Annotated in this window: 15 protein-coding genes; 7 read left to right on the top strand and 8 right to left on the bottom strand. The window is 67.1% G+C overall.

Annotation, left to right across the window (positions count from 1 at the left end):
* Positions 1-25 precede the first annotated feature (25 nt).
* From malG to bglA, 4 genes are all read right to left on the bottom strand, one after another.
* Positions 26-916, bottom strand: a complete 891-nt coding sequence (malG, locus tag PSA7680_RS07595) for a maltose ABC transporter permease MalG (RefSeq protein WP_085868068.1) — start codon at positions 914-916, stop codon at positions 26-28.
* A complete protein-coding gene (malF, locus tag PSA7680_RS07590) occupies positions 916-2,445 on the bottom strand; it encodes a maltose ABC transporter permease MalF (protein WP_085868095.1) in 1,530 nt (509 codons plus the stop codon). Before malF ends, malG begins: the two co-directional genes overlap by 1 nt.
* A gap of 78 nt (positions 2,446-2,523) precedes the next feature.
* Positions 2,524-3,693: a maltose/maltodextrin ABC transporter substrate-binding protein MalE gene (gene malE, locus PSA7680_RS07585; RefSeq protein ID WP_085868067.1), complete on the bottom strand. Its 1,170-nt coding sequence runs from the start codon at positions 3,691-3,693 to the stop codon at positions 2,524-2,526.
* A gap of 29 nt (positions 3,694-3,722) precedes the next feature.
* Positions 3,723-5,375, bottom strand: a complete 1,653-nt coding sequence (gene bglA / locus PSA7680_RS07580; RefSeq protein ID WP_085868066.1) for a beta-galactosidase BglA — start codon at positions 5,373-5,375, stop codon at positions 3,723-3,725.
* Positions 5,376-5,603: 228 nt separating this feature from the next.
* Here bglA and PSA7680_RS07575 point away from each other — a divergent pair, with 228 nt between their 5' ends.
* From PSA7680_RS07575 to PSA7680_RS07565, 3 genes are all read left to right on the top strand, one after another.
* On the top strand, positions 5,604-6,620 hold the full coding sequence (locus tag PSA7680_RS07575) for a substrate-binding domain-containing protein (RefSeq protein WP_217808323.1): 1,017 nt from the start codon (positions 5,604-5,606) through the stop codon (positions 6,618-6,620).
* Positions 6,621-6,624: 4 nt separating this feature from the next.
* Positions 6,625-7,716: an ABC transporter ATP-binding protein gene (locus PSA7680_RS07570; RefSeq protein ID WP_085868064.1), complete on the top strand. Its 1,092-nt coding sequence runs from the start codon at positions 6,625-6,627 to the stop codon at positions 7,714-7,716.
* A 95-nt stretch (positions 7,717-7,811) separates the two neighbouring features.
* Positions 7,812-9,245: an alanine/glycine:cation symporter family protein gene (locus tag PSA7680_RS07565; RefSeq protein WP_085868063.1), complete on the top strand. Its 1,434-nt coding sequence runs from the start codon at positions 7,812-7,814 to the stop codon at positions 9,243-9,245.
* A gap of 15 nt (positions 9,246-9,260) precedes the next feature.
* Here PSA7680_RS07565 and PSA7680_RS07560 read toward each other — a convergent pair whose 3' ends face one another.
* From PSA7680_RS07560 to PSA7680_RS07545, 4 genes are read right to left on the bottom strand one after another with little or no spacing between them, the layout of a single operon-like run.
* Positions 9,261-9,578: a hypothetical protein gene (locus PSA7680_RS07560; protein WP_139838580.1), complete on the bottom strand. Its 318-nt coding sequence runs from the start codon at positions 9,576-9,578 to the stop codon at positions 9,261-9,263.
* Between the two features lie 38 nt (positions 9,579-9,616).
* Positions 9,617-10,243, bottom strand: a complete 627-nt coding sequence (locus PSA7680_RS07555; RefSeq protein WP_245824513.1) for a hypothetical protein — start codon at positions 10,241-10,243, stop codon at positions 9,617-9,619.
* Positions 10,244-10,251: 8 nt separating this feature from the next.
* Positions 10,252-12,495, bottom strand: a complete 2,244-nt coding sequence (locus tag PSA7680_RS07550) for a xanthine dehydrogenase family protein molybdopterin-binding subunit (protein ID WP_085868061.1) — start codon at positions 12,493-12,495, stop codon at positions 10,252-10,254.
* Between the two features lie 2 nt (positions 12,496-12,497).
* A complete protein-coding gene (locus tag PSA7680_RS07545; protein ID WP_085868060.1) occupies positions 12,498-12,959 on the bottom strand; it encodes a (2Fe-2S)-binding protein in 462 nt (153 codons plus the stop codon).
* Positions 12,960-13,308: 349 nt separating this feature from the next.
* Between PSA7680_RS07545 and PSA7680_RS07540 the strand changes: the two genes are divergently transcribed.
* The 4 genes from PSA7680_RS07540 (at position 13,309) to PSA7680_RS07525 (ending at position 15,988) form a co-directional block, all read left to right on the top strand.
* Positions 13,309-13,959: a helix-turn-helix domain-containing protein gene (locus tag PSA7680_RS07540; RefSeq protein ID WP_085868059.1), complete on the top strand. Its 651-nt coding sequence runs from the start codon at positions 13,309-13,311 to the stop codon at positions 13,957-13,959.
* Positions 13,960-14,158: 199 nt separating this feature from the next.
* The gene (locus PSA7680_RS07535; protein ID WP_085868058.1) at positions 14,159-14,350 is read left to right on the top strand and encodes a hypothetical protein; all 192 of its coding nucleotides are present in this window, start codon (positions 14,159-14,161) and stop codon (positions 14,348-14,350) included.
* 196 nt (positions 14,351-14,546) lie between these two features.
* Positions 14,547-15,536 carry a GlxA family transcriptional regulator gene (locus PSA7680_RS07530; protein WP_085868093.1) on the top strand — a complete coding sequence of 330 codons (990 nt, stop codon included), beginning with the start codon at positions 14,547-14,549 and terminating at the stop codon, positions 15,534-15,536.
* 89 nt (positions 15,537-15,625) lie between these two features.
* Positions 15,626-15,988, top strand: coding sequence for a glycine zipper family protein (locus tag PSA7680_RS07525; protein ID WP_085868057.1), 363 nt, complete (start codon positions 15,626-15,628; stop codon positions 15,986-15,988).
* The last annotated feature ends 124 nt before the right edge of the window (positions 15,989-16,112 follow it).

The raw sequence follows: 16,112 nt of genomic DNA, 5'->3' as shown, positions 1-16,112 counted from the left end.
CGACGGTTCCCGTCGGGCAAAAGGCCTACCCCTTCACAGCCCCATCGCTCAGCCCCGACACGAGGAAGCGTTGCGCGATCAGGAAGAGCACCGTGATCGGCAGCCCGGAAAGGATCGCGGCGGCGGCGAAATCGCCCCAGAGGTATTTCTGCTCGTAGAGATACTGCCGCGCGCCCACGGCAAGCGTCATCTTGTCGGTCTCGCGCAGCAGCACCGAGGCCACCGGGTATTCGTTGATGAAGAAGATGAAGGCCAGCACGAAGACCACCGCCAGGATCGGCACCGAGAGCGGCAGGAAGATGTAGCGGAAGGCCTGCCAGGGCGTTGCGCCATCGATCTGGGCGGCCTTGTCGAGCGCGGGATCGACGGAGTCGAAATAGCCCTTGATCGTCCAGATGTGCAGCGTGATCGCCGAGAGGTAGCTCAGGATCAGCGCCGGGTGGCTGTCCACCCCGAGCCAGGGCACGACGCGGCCCAGCGTGTCGAAGATCGCGTAGATCGCCACCACCGCGAGTGCGGCCGGGAACATCTGCACGATCAGAAGCGTGTCAAGCACCCCCTGCCGCCCCTTGAAGGGCATCCGCGCGAAGGCATAGGCGGAGGTGGTCGAAAGCACCAGCACCCCGGCCGAGGCGATCAGCCCCACCTTGATCGAGTTCCCCAGCCACAGCAGCACCGGGTAGGGCGGCGTGATGACGGTGCCGTCGGCGCGGGTGTAGTCGAACCCCAGCGCCAGCGCCCAGTGCTCCAGCGTCGGACGTTCGGGAAACAGCGAGCCGGTGGAGAAGTTCCCCTCCCGGAAGGAGATCGAGAGCACCATCAGGAAGGGGAACATGATCAGCGCGAGGAAGATCAGCAGGAAGCCATGGGCGAGGATCTTGCGGCGCAGCAGGCTGGATTTGCGTTCGACGATCATCAGCGCGCACTCCTCTTGGCGGCCAGTCGCTGCATCACCCGGAAGTTCGCATAGGCGATGATGCCGGTGACGGCGAAGATCAGCGTGGAAATCGCCCCGGCCATGCCGAAGTTCTGGCCGGAGTCGTTGAAGGCCATCTGGTAGGTGAAGGAGCCCAGCAGATCGGTGGAGCCCGCCGGCAGCAGCGTGCCGGGGATGTCGGGGCCGCCGCGCGTGAGCAGCAGCACCAGCACGATGTTGTTGAAGTTGAACGCGAAGTTCGCGATCAGAAGCGGCACCGAGGGCGGCAGGATCTGCGGCAGCGTGATCGAGAAGAAGCAGCGCAGCGGCCCCGCCCCTTCCAGCGCGGCGGCCTTGTAGTGATCCTTGGGCACCGCCTGGAGGAAGCCCGCGATCAGCAGCATCCAGTAGGGATAGCCGAGCCAGGTGTTCACGATCAGAAGCATCGTGCGCGCCAGCGCGGGATCGGTGAACCAGTCGGGCTTGAGGCCGAAGAGCTGGCTCAGGATCAGGTTGATCTCGCCGAAGTTCTGGTTGAACAGCCCGCGGAACACGAGGATCGAGATGAAGGCCGGCACGGCGTAGGGCAGCACCAGCAATACGCGGTAGATGGCGGCGCCTTTCAGGTGCGGCCATTCGAGGATCACCGCCAGGCCGGTGCCGACGGAGAAGGTCAGCACCATCGACAGGAAGGCGAAGGTGAAGGTCCAGAGAAAGATCTGCACGATGGGCTCGCGGATGCCTTCGTTCCGGGCGATGTCGCGGAAGTTGTCCCAGCCCACCGGCACGCGCCAGCCGGGGGTGACCTTCTCGCCCTCCTCGGTTTCGTAGAAGCCGATCTCGGGGTTGGGGATCAGGCGGCTGCCGTCGGCGCCGAGCAGCACGCCGTCCGGTTGCAGCGTGTAGAAGGGCGCGGAGGCGGAGAAGGCGCGCAAGCCATCCATCGTCAGGATCTGCCCGTCCGGCGTCTGCACCGTGGCGGCCTGGAGCGCGGCGCGGTTGGCCATGACGGCCTTCATCGCCTCGGTTTCAGGCTCCGAGAGCGCTGGCTCGGCCGGCAGCGGATCGGCGGAGCCCAGCGGCGGGGTAATCAGCGCGGGGCGGTCGCCGTCGGCCGGGAAATAGATCTCGCCCGCGGTGGTGAGCGCGAAGGGGCGCTTGCTGCCCTCTTCCTTCACCAGCCTCTGCAGATGGTAGGCCTGCACGCGATCGAGCGTCAGCAGGTTGGTGGCGGAGAAATTGGTGAAGCCGATGGCGGAGGTGTAGATCACCGGCAACACGATGAAGACGGCCACGGCGGCGACGCCGGGAAAAACGAAGCGCCAGGTGTAGAAGCGCGACCAGCCGTAGAGGATCACGATGGCCGCGCCCAGCGCGAAGGTCAGCACCGCGTAGACGGGCTGCGCGGCCATGTAGAGACCCCAGATCACGTAGAGAAAGGCCAGCGCCACAGCGCCCAGTCCGGCGAAGCGGAGCAGATTGCCAAAACGCGCACCCGGGAACGGGGCGGCGGAAACGGTGTCGCTCATGGCCATTTGGGGCTCCTCCCTCGGCGGTCTGCGAATGCGAAAGCGGGCGGCACATGCGCGCCGCCCGCTTCAATTGGTTCAGTCGGCGAGGATGCGGGCCTCTGCGGCCTTCAGCGCCTCTTCCACGGAAGACTGGCCGCCGGTGATGGCTTTCAGGGCCGGCTCCATCGCGGACCAGAACTTGCCCATCGCCGGGATGGAGGGCATCGGCACGCCAGTGCGCGCGTTCTCCAGCGTCGCGGCGATCAGCGGATCGTCCCCCACCTTCTCGGCGAAGGAGACGGAGGCCACCGCGCCCAGCGGCACGTCGTTGTTGACGGTCTCGAGCCCTTCGTCGGTCAGCAGGTAGTTCTCGATGAACTCCACCGCGATGTCCTTGTTCGGGCTCGCCGCGTTCACCGTCGCGGCCAGGACGCCCACGAAAGCCTTGGACGGCTTGCCGCCCACCGAGGGGATCGGCGCCACGCCGAAGTTCACGCCGGATTGCTTGAGGTTGGACCAAGCCCAGGGGCCGTTGATCACCATGGCGGTTTCGCCCTTGTTGATCGCGGCATCCATCACGCCGTAGTCCACGCCCTTCGGCATCACGCCGGCGTCGATGAGCGACTTGATCACGGAGGCACCGGCCACGGCGCCCTCGTTGGCCACGCCGGTGGTGGTGGGATCGTAGTTGCCATCCACCTTCTGGAAGGCGAAGCCACCGCCGGCCATCAGCAGCGGGAAGGAGAAGTAGGTGTTGTTGTAGTCCCACATGATCGGGGCGCTCACGCCTTCGATCTTGAGGTCGGCAATCTCTTCCATGGTGGCGGGGGGCGTTTCGATCAGATCCTTGTTGTAGATCAGGCCCACGGCCTCAACGGCGATCGGGTAGCCCCAGATCTTGCCGTCGAAGCTCACCGCGTCCCAGGTGAAATCGAAGGTGTTGGCCTTCACCGCCTCGGACGGCTCCACCGGGGAGATCAGCCCGCCCGCGGCCCATTCGCCGAAACGGTCGTGCGCCCAGATGAAGATGTCAGGGCCCTGCCCGTTGGCGGCGGCCTGCTGGAACTTGTCGGTCACGCTCTCGGGGTGCTCGACGACGACCTCGACACCCAGTTCCTCGGCGAACTTGTCACCGACTTCCTGAAGGCCGTTGTAGCCCTTGTCGCCGTTGATCCAGACGATCAGCTTGCCTTCTTCCAGCGCGGCGGCCGGCGTGGCGGCCAGAAGCGCGATCAGCGACAGCGTGCCTTTGAAATTCTTCACCATGTGTCTCCTCCCGGGGGTTTTGCTTGGTGTTACGAAAGATCTGCGATCAGAAGGCCGAAGCCTTCGAGTTCTGCGGCCGTGCCCGAAACGATGCCCATCAGCGGGGTCACCTTGCCTTCGGGCAGGCTGAAGCGGGCCGGCGTCTGGGCGAGATTGAAGACGCAGAGCGTGCATTCCCCCTCGAAGCGCCGCAGGAAGGCGAGGCCGCCGTCCCAGTCGATGAACGCGATGTCGCCCTTGATGAGCGAGGGGCGGGTTTTGCGCAGCGCGAGGAAGGCGCGGTAGTGTTCGAGCACCGAGCCGGCCTGCCCGGCCTGCGTGTCCACCGCCATGGCGGCATGGGGCGGGGTCACCGGCAGCCACGTCTTGTTGGCGGTGCTGAAGCCGGCGTTGGGGGCCGCGGCCTCCCAGACCATGGGCGTGCGGCAGCCGTCGCGGCCCTTGAACTCGGGCCAGAAGGTGATGCCGTAGGGATCGGTGAGATCCTCGAACTGCAGCTCGGCCTCGGTCAGACCCAGTTCCTCGCCCTGGTAGAGGCAGACCGAGCCCTTCAGGCTCATCAAGAGGCTGCCCGCGAGCTTGGCCAGCGCCACCTGGTCTTCGGCGTGATGCGCCCAGCGGCTCATGTGGCGGTTCACGTCGTGGTTGGAGAAGGCCCAGCACGGCCAGGAGTTGCCCTGGCTGAATTCCTCGCTGGCGGCCTCGAACTTCTCGATGCAGCCGCGGAAATGCGCCGGGGAGAAATCCGGGCCCAGCATGTCGAAGGAGTAGCACATGTGCAGCCGGTCGCCGTCGGCGGTGTATTCCGCCATCGTCTGGAGGCTGCGCTCCCCGTCGCCCACCTCTCCCACGGCCGCGGTTCCGGGGAATTCATCGAGCAGCGCCCGGAAGCGCTTCAGGAAGCCGATGTTTTCGGGGCGCGTCTTGTCGTAGAGGTGATCCTGGTAGCCGTAGGGGTTGATGTCGGGCACGTCGTTGCCCGCGCCGCCGGCGGGCGGGTTGTTGCGCAGATCCTGATCGTGGAAATAGAAGTTAACGGTGTCGAGCCGGAAGCCGTCCACCCCGCGCTCCAGCCAGAAGCGCACCGTTTCCAGCAGCGCATCCTGCACCGCGGGGCAGTGGAAATTCAGATCCGGCTGCGAGGACAGGAAGTTGTGCAGGTAGTATTGCTTGCGGCGCGCGTCCCACGTCCAGGCGGCCCCGCCGAAGACGGACTGCCAGTTGGTGGGCGGCGTGCCGTCCGGGTTGGGATCGGCCCAGACATACCAATCCGCCTTTTCGCCCTCGCGGGATTGCCGGCTCTCCTCGAACCACGGGTGCTGGTCGGAGGTATGCGACAGCACCTGGTCGATCATCACGCGCAGGCCCAGCCCGTGGGCCTTGGCCACGAGCGCATCGAAATCGGCGAGCGTGCCGAAGGAGGGATCGACGTCGCAGTAGTCGGACACGTCATAGCCCATGTCCTTCATCGGCGAGGTGAAGAAAGGCGAGAGCCAGATCGCGTCCGCGCCCAGGCTTGCGATGTGATCGAGCCGGCGGGTGATGCCCGCCAGATCGCCGATGCCATCGCCGTTGTCGTCCTGGAATGAGCGCGGATAGATCTGGTAGATCACCGCGCCGCGCCACCAGTCGGCATCGCCGGCCAGCTGTCCGTTTGCGGGGAGGGATTGGGGCGTGGACATGCGAGTCTCCGTGGTGCGGCGGGTTATTGAAAGCGCTTTCTATAATTTCAGGACCGACGATTCTGTCAAGCCCGGATATGGCGGCGCGTAAATATCCAATATTTATTGAGAGAAATGAAAACCGCGGCGGTTTTGGTTGATCCGGCGGCGGCTCCTGCGCTACAAGGTGTTTTAAAGCGCTTTCAACACCCAAGTGATCGCGCCCCCCTGCCAGCGATGAGGAGCGCCGTGGCCAACCTGAAGGATCTTGCCGAGCATCTGGGCCTGTCTCAGGCCACGGTGAGCCGTGCGCTCAACGGCTATTCCACCGTCAACGCAGAGACCCGCCGCAAGGTGCAGGAGGCCGCGCGGTTGCTGAACTACCGCCCCAACACCTCCGCCCGCCGCCTCGCCACGGGGCGCGCCGGGGCCTTCGGCCTCGTCCTCGAACAGTCCGACAACCTGCTCAACGATCCGCACTTCGTGGATTTCCTCTCGGGCTTCACCCAGGAACTCGCCGCGCAGGATCTGGACGTGGTGCTGACTTCCGCCGAGGGGCTCGCCACCTACCGCCGCTACGCCAGCACCAGCAAGGTGGACGGCTTCGTGATCTCGGCGCCGAAGGTGAAGGACGCCCGCGTCGCCGCTCTCACCGAGATGGCCTTTCCCTTCGTGGTGCACGGCCAGACCGAAGCCGATGCGCCCTACGCCTTCTACGACATCGCCAACGAACGCGCCTTCCTCGACGCCACGCGCCTGCTCCTGAACCTCGGCCACCGGCGCATCGCCCTGATCAACGGCCCGGCGGACACGATGTTCGCCCGCCAGCGGCTGGACGGCTTTCACAAGGCGTTGGCCGAGAAGGGCCTGCCCCCGGATCCACGCCTGATCCACCACGCCACCATGAGCGAGGATGAGGGCTACGCGCTCACCCGCCAGCTCTTTGCCGGCAGCGAGGCGCCTACCGCGATCCTCTGCTCCTCCACGCTGCAGACGCTCGGCCTCACCCGGCGCCTGCGCGAAGAGGGGCTGGAGATGGGGCGCGACGTCTCCGTCATCTCCCACGATGACGGGCTCTCCTCGATGAAGACGGAGAATTTCTCCGTGCCGCTCACCGTCACCCGCGCGCCGATCCGCGAAGCCGGACAGGAGATCGCCCGCATGCTCGTGGCGCTCGGCAACGGCGCCAGCGTCGAAACCCAACAGAAAACCGCCCCCGTGGAGCTGATCGTTCGCGCCTCCACCTCGGCCGCCCCGCAGGAGTGATCCGATGAAAGCCACCACCAGCCCCGTTCTCAGCCTGGAAAACCTCAAGAAAAGCTACGGCGACGTGGAGGTGCTGCACGACATCTCCCTCTCCATGCTGCCCGGCGATTTCCTCGTGCTGCTGGGGCCTTCGGGCTGCGGCAAGTCCACGCTGCTGAACTGCATCGCGGGGCTGGAGGAGATCACCTCCGGCAGCCTGCGCATCGGCGAGGCCGACATGACGGACGTGCCCCCGCGCGACCGCGACATCGCCATGGTCTTCCAGTCCTATGCGCTCTACCCGACGATGACGGTGGCCGAGAACATCACCTTCGGCATGAAGGTGCGCGGCATCTCCAAGGCCGAGCAGGCCGAAGCGCTGGCCCGCGTCGCCGCCGTGCTGCAGATCGAGCCGCTGCTGGCGCGCAAGCCCAGCGAGCTTTCCGGCGGGCAGCGCCAGCGGGTGGCGATGGGCCGGGCGCTGGTGCGCGACCCCAAGCTCTTCCTCTTCGACGAGCCGCTCTCAAACCTCGACGCCAAGCTGCGCGTGGAGATGCGCGCCGAGATCCGCCGCCTGCATGAAACGGTGAACGCCTCCGTCGTCTACGTCACCCACGACCAGATCGAAGCGATGACGCTGGCCACCAGGATCTGCGTGATGAACGAAGGCTACGTGCAGCAGTTCGGCACGCCGGACGAGATCTACTTCACCCCGGCCAACACCTTCGTGGCGCGCTTCATGGGCAACCCGCCGATGAACATCGCCGCCGCCACCTGCCGCCGCGAGGGCGCTGGCAGCGTGCTGTCCTTCGGCGATCAGGAGATCCGCGTGGCCGCCGCCCTGCCCGAGGGGGCCGTCGAATTCGGCTTCAGGCCGGAGGATGCGGAGGTGTCGCAGGGGGCAGGCAGCTTCTCGGCGCCCTTTACCGTCGAGCGCATAGAGCGCACCGGCGGCGATACCTTCGCCGAGGCGAAGCTGGGGGAGACGACCGTCACCATCCGCCTGCCTGCCCGCGCACGGGTTGCGGCGGGGGATGCGCTGAGCGTCTCGCTGCCCGCGCATGCGCTGCATTTCTTCGACGCCGCCACCGGCCGGCGGATCGAGGCCGGCGCCTAGCATTCGCGAAAATCCTTGTTCCATCGCTTGACCTTACGGCACAGTGGGCCGGAAGGCGCGCGCGCCCGGCCGCGCAAGGAAAGGGAAGGCAAGCGATGGACCTGCTGCAAACGATCTTCGGCGTCATCGGCGATCTGACATGGGGCTGGGCGTTGATCCCGCTTCTCGTCGTCCTGGGCGGTTTCATCACCCTGCTCACGGGCTTCGTGCAGATCCGGTTCTTCAAGCGGATGTTCCGCGTGCTCTCCGGCCGGAACCAGACGAGCGACCCGGACGCGATCTCGGCGCGGGCGGCGCTTCTGGTGAGCGTCGGCGGGCGCGTGGGCGGCGGCAATATCGCCGGCGTGGCCGTCGCCATCACGCTGGGCGGCCCCGGCGCGGTGTTCTGGATGTGGGCCATCGCGCTCGTGGGCATGGCCACCAGCCTCGTGGAATGCTCCCTCGCCCAGCTCTACAAGCGGCGCCAGCCGACCGGGGATTACCGCGGCGGCCCGGCGCGCTCTATCCTGCACGGGCTGGGCGCGCAGTATCGCTGGCTGGCCATCGTCTACGCCGTCTGCCTCATCGCCGCCTTCGGTCTCGGCTTCAACGCCTTCCAGGGCAATACCGTCGCCGGCGCCATGCAGGACAGCCTCGGCGTGAACCGCACCGTCACCGGCGCCCTGCTCGCCGTGATCGCCGGCTTCATCGTCTTCGGCGGCATCCACCGGATCGCCAAGGTGGCCGACGTGGTGGTGCCGGTGATGGCGCTTGGCTACATCGCCATGGCGCTGCTGATCGTTCTTCTGAACATCACCGCGGTGCCCGGCGTGCTGGTGGACATCGTGGCCAATGCCTTCGGCTTCCGCGAGGCCGTCGCCGGCGGCATGGGCGCGGCGCTGACGCAGGGCCTGCAACGGGGGCTCTTTTCCAACGAGGCCGGGCTTGGCTCAGCCCCCAACGTGGCCGCCACCGCCGACGTGCGCCACCCAATCAGCCAGGGCATCACCCAGAGCCTTTCGGTCTTCATCGATACGATCTTCATCTGCACCTGCACGGCGATGATCGTGCTTCTGGGCGGGATCTACCAGCCCGGCGCGGAGGCCATCGACGGCATCGCGCTGACCCAGCAGTCGCTGGTGTTCCACCTCGGCCCATGGGCGCAATACGCGCTCTCGGCGATGATCCTGCTCTTCGCCTTCTCCTCGATCATCTACAACTACTACCTCGGGGAAAACGCGCTCACCGTGATCACCCACAGCCACGCGGCGCGCAATGTGCTGCGCCTCGTGATCATCGGCATCGTCTTCCTCGGCGCCACGGCCCCCGGCGCGACGGCGGTGTTCTTCTTCTCCGATCCGCTCATGGGCGTGCTGGCGGTGGTGAACCTCGTGGTGATCATGATGCTGCTGCCCACCTGCCTGCGGCTGCTGACGGATTTCCGCGCGCAGCTTGCGGCGGGGGTCGATCGCCCGGTGCTGGACCCGGCGGATTTCCCCGATCTCGACATCGACCGCACCGCCTGGACAGGCAAGGCGCCGGCGGGGTGACGCCGGGGATGCGCCTCAGCCCAGCAGCGCGGAAATCAGGCCCAGAGCGATCACCGCGTCGAGGCCGATGAAGGCCCGAAGCACCCAGCGGCGCAGATCGACCCGCCCGCGCATCAGCAGCGCGAGACTGCCGCCGCCGAGCACGGCGGCCAGTGCCACGGCCTGGGTGATCGCGCCGCCCGTTCCGGCCGCGATGAGGCCGCCCAACGCAAGGTAGAGCAACCCGAAGGGCACGAGCATCCACGTGTCCCGGCGGCGGCCGTCCATCATCCATTCCGTGGCGTGCCAGACGCCGGTGAACACCAGCAGGCCAGCAGCTATTCCTGCACCCATGGCGCGCTCCTCCGTTCGCAGGTTTCAGTTTTCGGGCATCAGTTTTCTGGGCACGGCATGCCGGCCACGCCCCATGTCAGGATGTCATTGACGTGCTCCTGCAGGCTGTAAGGCGCAGGCTCGCGCCCGCCGCCCGGTGCCCAGGCCCAGTGCAGGATCAGATCGTGGTCGAGGTGGGCGGCCAGCTCCAGCATGTCCCGATCGCCGTTGCGCTCGGGATCGCGCAGTTGCCTGCAGATCTCGACGCTGCTGCGCCCGAACCAATCGGCCTCCACCGGCGCCAGCTGCCACTCCGCCGCCACGCGCGGAGCGGCGTGGGGCACGGCGTTGGCGTTGCTCCAGTCCTCGTCCTTCGTGGTGTGGCAGGTCGAGCAGAGGATATGCTCCGCCCCGATGCGGCTTTCGCCGGCGCGGATGTTCATCCCGTGCGGGCGGGCCTTGCCGTAGGAAGGGCCGGACCACATCGGCCTGTCGCTTTCGCCCGTGTGGCAGTTGGCGCAGCGCGGGTGGCTGGCCACCTCGTAGATCCGGCCCCACGCGGCGAGCCCCTCTTCCGTGCTGACGCTGCCCTCGGCGGGCGGGTTGATCTCGATCGTTTCACCCGCGGCCCAGACGCCGGTGGCCGCAAGCAGGGCAAGGGGCGCCCAGAGTGTGCGTTTCATCATGGCGGGCCTCACAGGAAATCGATGAACTTGTTGAAGGGCATTTCGCGGATCCGCTGGCCGGTGGCGGCGAAGATCGCGTTGCCCAGCGCCGGGGCCGAGGGCGGCACCGGGGGCTCGCCGAAGCCGCGGATCTTCGCGCCGTTCTCCAGCGCCTTGAACCGGATCTCGGGGCACTGATACATCCGCATCCCCTCGTGGGCGTGGTAGTTCGTCTGCTCGGCCATGCCATCGGCATAGGTGATCTCGCAGTTGATCGCGTGGCCGAGGCCGAAGACCGTCCCGCCCTGCGCGAGGTTCTCCAAGTTCACCGGATCGATGACCTTGCCGACATCCGCCACAACCCAGGCCTTCTCGATCCGGATGCCCGCATCGGTGGCGGCCACCTCCACGATCGTGGCCACCGGCACCCCGAAGGAAAAGCCATAGGCCACGCCGCGCCCACGGCCCGGGCCGGCGGACGGCCCGTTCCACGAGGCAAGCTCGCCCACCGCCTCCAGCACCTTGACCGAAACGTCATGCCCCATCAGGCGGATGCGTTCTTCCAGCGGATCGGCCCCGGCGGCGTGGATGGCTTCGTCCAGAAGCGTTTCGTAGATGAAGACGTTCGGCCCCGCCCCGACGGCCCGCCAGGAGGAAACCGGCGCCAGCGCTTCCGTCCGGTAGGAGCGCACCCGCAGGTTGGGCAGGTTGAAATAGGGCGCATCCCAGGCGCCTTCGTGCAGCTGCGTATCGGGCCCGGGCAGGCTGAGCCCCATCCGCCCCATCTGCGAGCGCATCACCGACTGGCCGGCGATCTGCACGTCCAGCGCGGTGACCCTGCCGCCCTTCACCTTGGCCACGCCCCGGCCCATGGTGATGTGGCGGGGGAAGTCATGGGCGAAATCCTCCTCCCGCGAATAGGTCAGCTGAACGGGCGTTCCGCGCATCTGGTTGGCGATCTCGGCCGCCTGCCGGATGAAATCGAATTCCAGACGGTGCCCGAAGCTGCCGCCGATGAACATGTTGTGCAGGTGCACGTTCTCCTGATCCACGCCGGTGATCTCGGACACGACCTGCTCGGCGAACATCTGGATCTGGTGGCCCGCCCAGATGTCCACGCGATCGTCGGTCACGAGGACCGTCGCGTTGAGCGGCTCGAGCGGGGCGTGGGCCAGGTAGGGCGAGCGGTATTCGCCGCGCACTTCCTCGCCCTCGGCGGCCTCCACGTCACCTTCCACGCGCGCCTCGGCGTTCAGGTGATCGTCGTCGAAGATGCCGGAGAGATGCGCCCAGTGCTCGGCCTGCTCGGCCGGATAGGGCGCCTCGCCCCAATCGAAGGCGATGGCCTCGGCCGCCTGGAAGGCACGCCAGGTGTTGTCGGCCACCACGGCCACGCCGCCGGTGATCTCCACGATCTTCTTCACCCCCGGCATCGCCTGCGCGGCGGAAGCGTCATAGCCCTTCAGTGCCCCGCCCTGGCGCGGGTTTACCTTGATGGCGGCGTGGAGCATCCCCTCGGCGCGGTGATCGATGCCGTAGGTGAGCGTGCCGGTGGACTTGGCCACCATGTCCAGCCGGTTCATCGGCTTGCCCACGAGGCGCCACTCCTTCGGATCGCGCAGCGGCACGTCGGTGACGGGCGGCAGCGTGGCCGCAAGGCCCGCGAGCGCCGTGTAGGGCAGCGCGGTGCCGTCGGGCAGGATCACGGCGCCGGCCTCGGTTCGCAGCTCCGCCACCGGCACCCCGCTTTGGCGCGAGGCCGCCAGCTTGAGCGTCTCGCGCGCGGTCGCGCCGGCCTGGCGCAGCTTGTCGTAGCTGTCGGGCACGCCCGTCGATCCGCCGGTCGTCATCATCGGCATCGCCAGCTTGACGACGCCACCCACGAAGCCGCGCACGCGTTCGGCGGTGGGGCTGGTGTCGTGCAGCGGGAAGCCGGCCATGGCTTCGGTCAGGGCGCGGTTGTAGTAGGCCTTGTCGGGCATGCCGAAGCTCACCTCGACCTGATCCAGCTCGATGTCGAGTTCCTCCGCGATCAAGGCGGCCTGGGCCGAGAAGATGCCCTGCCCCTTGTCGGCGTGGGGCGCGATCAGGGTGACCTTCTCGCTGTCCACGATCACCCAGGGGTTGAAGCTGGCCGCACCTTCGGGAAGATCGTCGAGGTTGGGATTGTCGAAGGGCTGACGGGCGGCGTAGACCCCGAACGCCACGCCGCCGGCAATGGCGGCGGAGCCGATCAGGAAGGTGCGGCGGGCGATCTTTCCAACGCGGCTCATGATCAGGCCCCCTGAAGTTTCTGCGCGGCCGCTTTCACGGCGGCCCGGATGCGCGGATAGGTGCCGCAGCGGCAGAGATTGCCGGACATGGCGGCGTCGATGTCCGCGTCGGTCGGCGCGGGGTTGAAATCGAGCAGCGAGGCGGCCTGCATGATCTGCCCTGACTGGCAGTAGCCGCATTGCGCCACCTGGTGCTCCACCCAGGCCTGCTGAACGGCGTGCAGGCTTTCGGGCTGGCCCAGCCCTTCGATCGTCGTCACCTCTCCGCCCGCGAGATCTCCGATCGCAAGCTGGCAGGAGCGCACCGCCACGCCATCGACGTGCACAGTGCAGGCCCCGCATTGCGCGATGCCGCAGCCATACTTTGGCCCGGTGATGTTCAACTCGTCCCTCAGCACCCACAGCAGGGGCATCTCGGGCTCCACCTCCACCTCGTGCTCCGTTCCGTTCACCGTCAATCGCATGGGTCGCCTCCCTGTTGGCCTGCCTCCGTTCTACCCGCCAAAACCCGCGCGCGAAACTGGCGAAACGCTCCAATTCTCTGGCCACTGGCGCCAGCGGGCCCCTGCCCCATGGTTACCCCATGCATCTTGCGCCTATAAATCAGGCGCAGCAGACGGAGCATGGCCATGGCGATCCGCTACCCGGTGGGGCAGTATTTCCAACAGATGAAGACGCTGCTCGGCGTCGATCCCAAGCGCGTCCTGCGCCGACACGCTGGCCCTCGGCCTCACCCGGCTGACCGATTTCAAGCCGCTTGTCGGCCCGTTCCGCATCCCGGTCACGCGCCCGGAGCAGGCGCTGAAGGTCGAGATGCACTCCTCCGAGGCCCGCGTGCCGATGACGCCGCGCATGGGGCTCTTCGAAATCCTCTACATCACCGAATGCGCCCGCTGCTTCACCGGCCTCGATCTGGTGCCCGCCGAAACCACCCTGCCCGGCGCGCTGCCGATCGACGCCAAGACGGCGGCCTTTCTCGGCGGGGCTCCGAAACCCGGCGGCGTGGTGAGCCTGACCTTCCGCGCCGAAGATGCCGATCTGCCGCTCATCACCCGAAACGCCTCGCTCTGGGAAACGCTGGAGCCCGGCTTTTCCGAACAGCTTGCCGAACGGCTCGGAACCGACACGATGGCCGGCCGGCTCAAGCAGGCCCTGTCGGAGGCCCTGCCCGGCGGCGCCACCACGAACGACGCGATGGCCCGCCGCCTCAACATCTCCAAGCGCAGCCTGCAGAGGCGGCTGACCGAGGAAGGCACCAGCTTCCAAGCGCTGCTCGGCGAAACGCGCTTCGAGCTGTCGGAACGCTATCTGAAGGACAGCGCGCTCAGCGTGCCGGAGATCTCCTTCCTTCTGGGCTTCCGGGACGCTTCTTCCTTCCTCCGCGCCTTCCAGGGCTGGACGGGGCTCACCCCTGGCGACTACCGCGCCGCCAAGGCCCCCGAGGCCGGGATGCAGGTGCACTGATCCCGCCGGGGGCGCGATTGGCGCGATGGGCCACAAGCTTGGCGCGCCCGGAAATCGCCGGGGCGCGGCCGCGCGCGTAGGTCTGCGAGGCAAGCGTTTCAGAAAAGGGGTTTTCCATGGCACGGACCATTCTCATCACCGGCGCCTCCTCCGGGATCGGCAAGGCGACCGCCAGGCTGTTCCAGGAGCGCGGCTGGACGTGACCGATGAACCTTCCATCGAGGCAGCCGTCGCGGCCGAGGTGATCTGGGAGGCCGTCACCGACGGCAGCAGCCAGCTGCGCTGCCGCGCCGGCGCCGATGCGGAGGAACTGCTCGACAACCGCAAGGCGCTCGACGACGCCACCTTCATCGGCGGCCTGAAAGCCCAGCTGGGGCTCGACGCACCCTGAAAAGCACCACGGCTCGGGCCGGCCCCGCCCCCAGCGATCCACCTGAGGAGCGCCGTATTCGCGGTAATCCGACAAAACCGAATTGGCAGGATTCGAGGGGTCTTTGTCCTAACGGTCAGCAGCAGGAATGCCTTAATGTCTGACCATGACACGAAACCGGACATATCCGCCAAGCCAGCGAGGCCGCCACGTGGTGATGGTCACCTACCCGGATGCCCACATCCTGGACGTGGTCGGCCCGCTCGAGGTTCTTACGGGTGCGAAGTTTTTCCTCCCCCGAGGGCCGGAGCCCTACGAAATCACCGTCGTTGCCGCAGAGCCAGGCCCGGTTTCCACGACCTCGGGCATCGCGGTCACAGCCCAGGCTTCCTTCGATGAAGCCAGCCGCGCGGAAACGCCGATCGATACGCTGATCATCAGCGGCGGCCATGGTACGATGGCCGCGATCGAGGACCCCGCCCTGCTGGATTTCGTTCGGCAGGCCGCCACCCGGGCCCGGCGCATCGTTTCGATCTGCACCGGGGCAATGATCCTGGCCGAAATCGGGCTTCTGAACGGTCGTCGCGCCACCACGCACTGGTGGTGGTGCCCCATCCTCGAAACACGATACCCCAGCGTCCTCGTGGAGCGCGACGCGATCTTCGTGCAGGACGGCAACATCTGGACTTCCGCTGGCGTGACCGCTGGCATGGATCTCGCGCTGGCCCTCGTCGAGAGCGATTTCGGCCACGACATCGCGCTGCAGGTCGCGCGCTACAACGTGATGTACATGATGCGCCCGGGCGGGCAATCCCAGTTCAGCGCTCACCTCGTGGCCGACCGAGCGGAAGATCCGGCGATCAACGCAACGCTCCGTCATATCCTTTCAGATCCCGGCGCAGCGCTCACCGTCACCGCACTGGCCGCACGGGCCTGCCTGTCGGAACGGACGTTCGCGCGGCGCTTCCGGGAAGAAACCGGAATGACGCCCGCCGCCTACGTCGAAGCCGCCCGGCTGCAGGCCGCACGGGTCGCCCTTGAAACCACCGGCACGGGAATCGAGCAGATCGCCCGGAAAACCGGTTTCCAGAGCGGCGAAAGGATGCGCCGCGCGTTCCAGCGCCACATGGGTATCTCTGCCACGGAATACCGCGATCGCTTTCGTGGCTCGACGGGAGACGCCCCGATACGGGCAAGCCCCGCCTGACCTGACCCCAGCTCCGGCCAGACCTTCCCGTGCTGCCGCATTCGCCGCTGCGCGCAATACCCCTTTGCCCTTTTTTCAGGACACACCCCATGAAACCGTTTCTTCTGCTCCTCCTGCTGCCCCTCGGCCTCGGTGCCTGTGCCGACAGCGGTGCAAACCATACACCCGTCCTCGACGGCCCGCCCAACGCGACCTACCGCGCCGATCTGGCGGCCTGCCGCCGCCTCGCGAAGGAACAAGGCCAATTGGACCGGGAAACCGCCGGCGCCACGGTGCTCGGCGCCGGTGCGGGCGCCCTGCTGGGGGCAGCGGACGATGACGGGGACGCCATCGGCGGAGCGATCGCGGGCGCGCTTGCCGGGGGAGCCGCGGGCACGGTCAATGCCAGCAACCGCCGCGAAGAGATCTTGATCGAATGCCTGCGTGGCCGTGGCCACAGGGTGGTCGGTTGAGCATCGCAACCTTCTTCAAGGAACCCGTCATGGTAGCATCGCCTTTCCGCCGGACCCTGCGCCTGTCGGGCGTCATCTTCCTTCTGAGGCTGGCCTTGCCGGAGGGCTGGCGGCGCAGCCGCGC

The sequence above is a fragment of the Pseudoruegeria aquimaris genome, from assembly GCF_900172235.1.
Lineage (GTDB): Bacteria > Pseudomonadota > Alphaproteobacteria > Rhodobacterales > Rhodobacteraceae > Pseudoruegeria > Pseudoruegeria aquimaris.
Note: the sequence above shows the minus strand (reverse complement) of the source record. Positions and strands in the feature narration are given on the sequence as shown.

Excerpts from the sequence above, each read along its gene's own strand:
- malG (WP_085868068.1), bottom strand. The coding sequence starts at position 916 with ATGATCGTCGAACGCAAATCCAGCCTGCTGCGCCGCAAGATCCTCGCC.
- malF (WP_085868095.1), bottom strand. The coding sequence starts at position 2,445 with ATGAGCGACACCGTTTCCGCCGCCCCGTTCCCGGGTGCGCGTTTTGGC.
- malE (WP_085868067.1), bottom strand. The coding sequence starts at position 3,693 with ATGGTGAAGAATTTCAAAGGCACGCTGTCGCTGATCGCGCTTCTGGCC.
- bglA (WP_085868066.1), bottom strand. The coding sequence starts at position 5,375 with ATGTCCACGCCCCAATCCCTCCCCGCAAACGGACAGCTGGCCGGCGAT.
- PSA7680_RS07570 (WP_085868064.1), top strand. The coding sequence starts at position 6,625 with ATGAAAGCCACCACCAGCCCCGTTCTCAGCCTGGAAAACCTCAAGAAA.
- PSA7680_RS07565 (WP_085868063.1), top strand. The coding sequence starts at position 7,812 with ATGGACCTGCTGCAAACGATCTTCGGCGTCATCGGCGATCTGACATGG.
- PSA7680_RS07560 (WP_139838580.1), bottom strand. The coding sequence starts at position 9,578 with ATGGGTGCAGGAATAGCTGCTGGCCTGCTGGTGTTCACCGGCGTCTGG.
- PSA7680_RS07555 (WP_245824513.1), bottom strand. The coding sequence starts at position 10,243 with ATGATGAAACGCACACTCTGGGCGCCCCTTGCCCTGCTTGCGGCCACC.
- PSA7680_RS07550 (WP_085868061.1), bottom strand. The coding sequence starts at position 12,495 with ATGAGCCGCGTTGGAAAGATCGCCCGCCGCACCTTCCTGATCGGCTCC.
- PSA7680_RS07545 (WP_085868060.1), bottom strand. The coding sequence starts at position 12,959 with ATGCGATTGACGGTGAACGGAACGGAGCACGAGGTGGAGGTGGAGCCC.
- PSA7680_RS07540 (WP_085868059.1), top strand. The coding sequence starts at position 13,309 with ATGCACTCCTCCGAGGCCCGCGTGCCGATGACGCCGCGCATGGGGCTC.
- PSA7680_RS07530 (WP_085868093.1), top strand. The coding sequence starts at position 14,547 with ATGGTCACCTACCCGGATGCCCACATCCTGGACGTGGTCGGCCCGCTC.
- PSA7680_RS07525 (WP_085868057.1), top strand. The coding sequence starts at position 15,626 with ATGAAACCGTTTCTTCTGCTCCTCCTGCTGCCCCTCGGCCTCGGTGCC.